A 3,619-nucleotide genomic window follows, 5' to 3' on the forward strand; every position below is an offset into this window, starting at 1 on the left:
GGCAAGCGCTGAAGCGGCAGGATATATTCGGTCAACTTGAGGCTTCCGACGGATTCTCGAACCCTCGGCCTCTGGCTCGGGGCCGTGGCGATCACCGTTGCCGCCTGCGCCCTCGTTCACGACCACACCCGCCTCGATTCCGCCTCGTTCGATGAGCCGTCGCACATTCACGCGGCGTATCTCCAGGTCTTTCATCACAACGGGATTTCGAACATGGAGCACCCGCCGCTCGCGAAGGAAGTGGCGGGGCTCGGTTTGCTCTTTTGCCGCCCTGCCGATACGCCGGCCGAGCCGAACCTGGATTTTCCCAATTCAGGGCGGCGCTTCCTGTTCGGGAACCGAATTTCTCCCGATACGATTCTCGCCGCCGCGCGCACCCCGATGCTCGTTTTCTTCGCGTCCGTGTGCCTGCTGGTCTTCGGCGTCGCCCGGCGCTTTTTCGGTTCGGTGGCGGGGTTCCTGGCGCTCTTCCTGATCGCATTCGAGCCGACGCTCCTCGCGCATGCCGGAATCGTGCACACGGACGTCCCGGTTTCTCTGTTCTGGCTCGCCTCGGTGATGGCGTGGGGGCGCGTTCTCGAGCGGCGCTCTCCCGGGCGCGTCGCTGTCGCCGGTCTGCTTCTCGGCGGAGCGCTCGCGACGAAGTTCTCGGCGATCTATCTCCTGCCGACCTTTGCGCTCGTCGCACTGGCGATCCGGGCAGTGAATACGCGGAAGCTCCCGCGGACCGACTCGCCATCCCGCTTGTCGGTCTTCGGAGGCGCGCTCGGACGCGATCTCCTCGCCGGAATCGGAACGGCGGCGATCGGGTTCACGACGGTACTCCTGGTCTACCAGGTCGTGGTCTCCGGGTTCTCCGTGGCCCAGCAACAGGCGGTGATCCGCCGCATGGTGGGGGGTTATGAACGGGCGCCGGTGCTCGCGAATCGACTCGCGGCCATTTCGCCGGTGTCCAAGGCGCTCGCTCACTTCCTAGGGGGAATCGCCGTCGTCGGCCGTCAGAGCGCGGTGGGGGGAGGTCTCAGCTTTCTCAATGGGAAGATTTCGGTCGAGGGATTTCCCTTCTATTTTTTCGAAGCGTTCGCGGTAAAAACAGCGATTCCTTTCCTGCTCCTGTCGGTTGCGGCGCTCGGGCTGCTTCCGTTTCGCCGTGTCGAACCCCGCGATGCGTTGTTGTGGGTCCCCGTTCTTTATTACTTCCTTTTCTCGATGGGATCCTCGTACAACATCGGTATTCGCCACCTCCTTCCGGTCTATCCGTTTCTCGCCATTGCGGGCAGCCGGGTTCCTCATGAAATCGCGAGCCGTTTCCCGGGCATGAACGCGCGGCGAAAAGCGGTCGCAATCGGCGCGGTCGTGCTGCTCGCCGCGTTCCAGGTGGCGACGGCGCTTTCCGCCCATCCCTTCGAGCTTTCCTATTTCAATACGTTCGGCGGCGGCACGGGGAACGGCTACCGGCTGCTTACGGATTCGAACACCGACTGGGGAATCGACCTCCGCCGCCTCGCGATCGAGCTGAATCGTCGAAAGGTCTCGACGGCGACGATCTGCTATTTCGGCGTGGATCCGGTGCAGGCTCGGACGGGGATTCCGGATTTCACCGCGGACGGCCGGCTCCGTGGCGACTTCGTGACGATGTCGACGACGCTTTGGGATATCGGTCCCGCCTTCTATGCGGTGAATCATCGCCCGGACCTGGGCCGCCGTCTCTCGCTCCTCATTCGACTGCTTCGTACCCGCGGCACGTTCGTCGGCCGAATCGGCGGTTCCACGCTGCTGTATCGATTGCCTGTCGCGCCCGATCCGATCTCCGATATCCTGCGACGCTGATGTCAGCCGTCGAATGAAGCTCTCCGTCATCATGCCCGCCTACAACGAGAAGGAGACGATCCGCGAGATCGTCGCCCGGGTGAAGGCCGTTCCGATCGAGAAGGAGATCGTGATCGTGGACGACGGCTCGACCGACGGCACCCGCGCGATCCTCGCCGAGCTCGACGGGAAGGAAGGCGTGCGGGTGTACCTCCAGCCGCAGAATCGTGGAAAAGGGGCGGCGATCGCCCGAGGCTTCCAGGAAGCTCGCGGCGACCTCGTGCTGATCCAGGACGCCGACCTCGAGTACGACCCGGCCGACTATCCGAAGCTCATTCACCCGATCGAGTCGGGGCGCGCGGACGTCGTGTTCGGCTCGCGTTTCCTCGGCGGCGGCGAACGGCGCGTGCTCTACTTCTGGCACACCGTCGGCAACCGGATGCTCACCCTGATCTCGAACATGCTGACCAACCTGAACCTGACCGACATGGAGACCTGCTACAAGGTGTTCCGCCGGGAAGTGGTGCAGTCGATCACGATCGAATCCCCGCGATTTGGGATCGAACCGGAGATCACGGCCAAGGTCGCGCGGCGCGGCTACCGGATCTTCGAAGTTCCGATCTCCTATTACGGCCGGACCTACGACGAGGGGAAGAAGATCGGCTTCAAGGACGCGGTGTCGGCCGTCTGGACGATGCTGAAGTTCCGGTTCCGCGAGGTCGAGGATCCGCGGAACGTCGGCCACGTGACACTCGCCCGGATGGCGAAGCTCGAGGAGTACAACCGGTGGCTCCACGACTTCTTCGCGCCGCACCTCGGGAATCGAATCCTCGAGATCGGATCCGGATTCGGCAACATGACGCGGTACTTCGCCAGTCGCGAGCGCGTGATCGCGACCGATCTGGATCCGGTCGCGTGCGAGACGCTCCGCACGACGTTTCGCGACCGACCCGGCGTCACGGTCGATTCGCTCCGATTCCCGCTGGCGCCCGACGCGCTCGCCCGTCTCCGCGAGGAGAACCTCGACACGGTCCTCTGCGCGAACGTCCTCGAGCACATCGAGCAGGACACGACGACGCTCGCCCAGATCCGGGAGATCCTGCGGCCGGGAGGCAAGCTCGTGCTGCTCGTGCCGGCGATGCCGGCGCTCTACGGCTCGCTCGACCGGGCACTGCACCACTTCCGGCGGTATTCGGCCGAGGAGCTCGACCGGAAGCTCCGCGACGCCGGCTTCACGGTCGAAAATACACGATTCCTGAACCGTCCCGGCGTCTTCGGGTGGTATCTCAATTCGCGGATCCTGAAGCGCCGGGTGCTTCCGAAGTCTCAACTGAAGATGTTCTCGCTCCTGATGCCCTTCCTGCGCGCCGAGACCAGGAACCCGCCGAAATACGGCATGTCCCTCCTGGCGATCGCGAAGAAGCCTTAGCCGCGGTCCGTCTACCGCGCGACGACGGCGACGGAGTCGCCGCCCGGGGGCGTGGCGATCGTCACGCGCGCACCGGCCAGATGGGGGGCGACGAGATTGCGCGGCACCGGGTCGGCAGGAACGGAGAAATACACGCGGCCGCCCGCCGGCAGGCCGCCGAGGAACCCTTCCAGGCGTGCGCCTTCGCCCTCCGAATCCGCGAGCTTCCCGGGCTCGAACCAACCGGGGTGCTTCTCGATTCCGGACGGAACTCCCAGGAGAGGCGCCGCCAGCGCCCCACGATCGGCCGCCAGCCTCAACGGGAGATAGTCGGCGTCGGAAGCAACGACCGCGTCGGCGCGCGACGCGCGTCCGGCGACGAATGCCGCCGTGACGGAGTAC

The 3,619-nt window shown here is 65.0% G+C and carries 3 protein-coding genes; 2 read left to right on the forward strand and 1 reads right to left on the reverse strand.

Features of this window, described 5'->3' with window-relative positions; all coding sequences use genetic code 11:
• The first annotated feature begins 36 nt into the window (after positions 1–36).
• Positions 37–1,830, forward strand: coding sequence for a glycosyltransferase family 39 protein (locus VFS34_07115; protein HET9794215.1), 1,794 nt, complete (start codon positions 37–39; stop codon positions 1,828–1,830).
• 13 nt (positions 1,831–1,843) lie between these two features.
• Positions 1,844–3,238, forward strand: a complete 1,395-nt coding sequence (locus tag VFS34_07120) for a glycosyltransferase (protein HET9794216.1) — start codon at positions 1,844–1,846, stop codon at positions 3,236–3,238.
• An 11-nt stretch (positions 3,239–3,249) separates the two neighbouring features.
• Here the strand turns inward: VFS34_07120 and VFS34_07125 are convergent.
• A partial coding sequence (locus tag VFS34_07125) for a hypothetical protein (GenBank protein HET9794217.1) occupies positions 3,250–3,619 on the reverse strand: 370 nt, incomplete at its 5' end.

Source organism: Thermoanaerobaculia bacterium, from assembly GCA_035717485.1.
In the GTDB taxonomy this organism is placed as follows: domain Bacteria; phylum Acidobacteriota; class Thermoanaerobaculia; order UBA5066; family DATFVB01; genus DATFVB01.

What these genes read in the sequence shown, in the direction of transcription:
- VFS34_07120 (HET9794216.1), top strand. Translation starts at nt 1,844, where the DNA reads ATGAAGCTCTCCGTCATCATGCCCGCCTACAACGAGAAGGAGACGATC.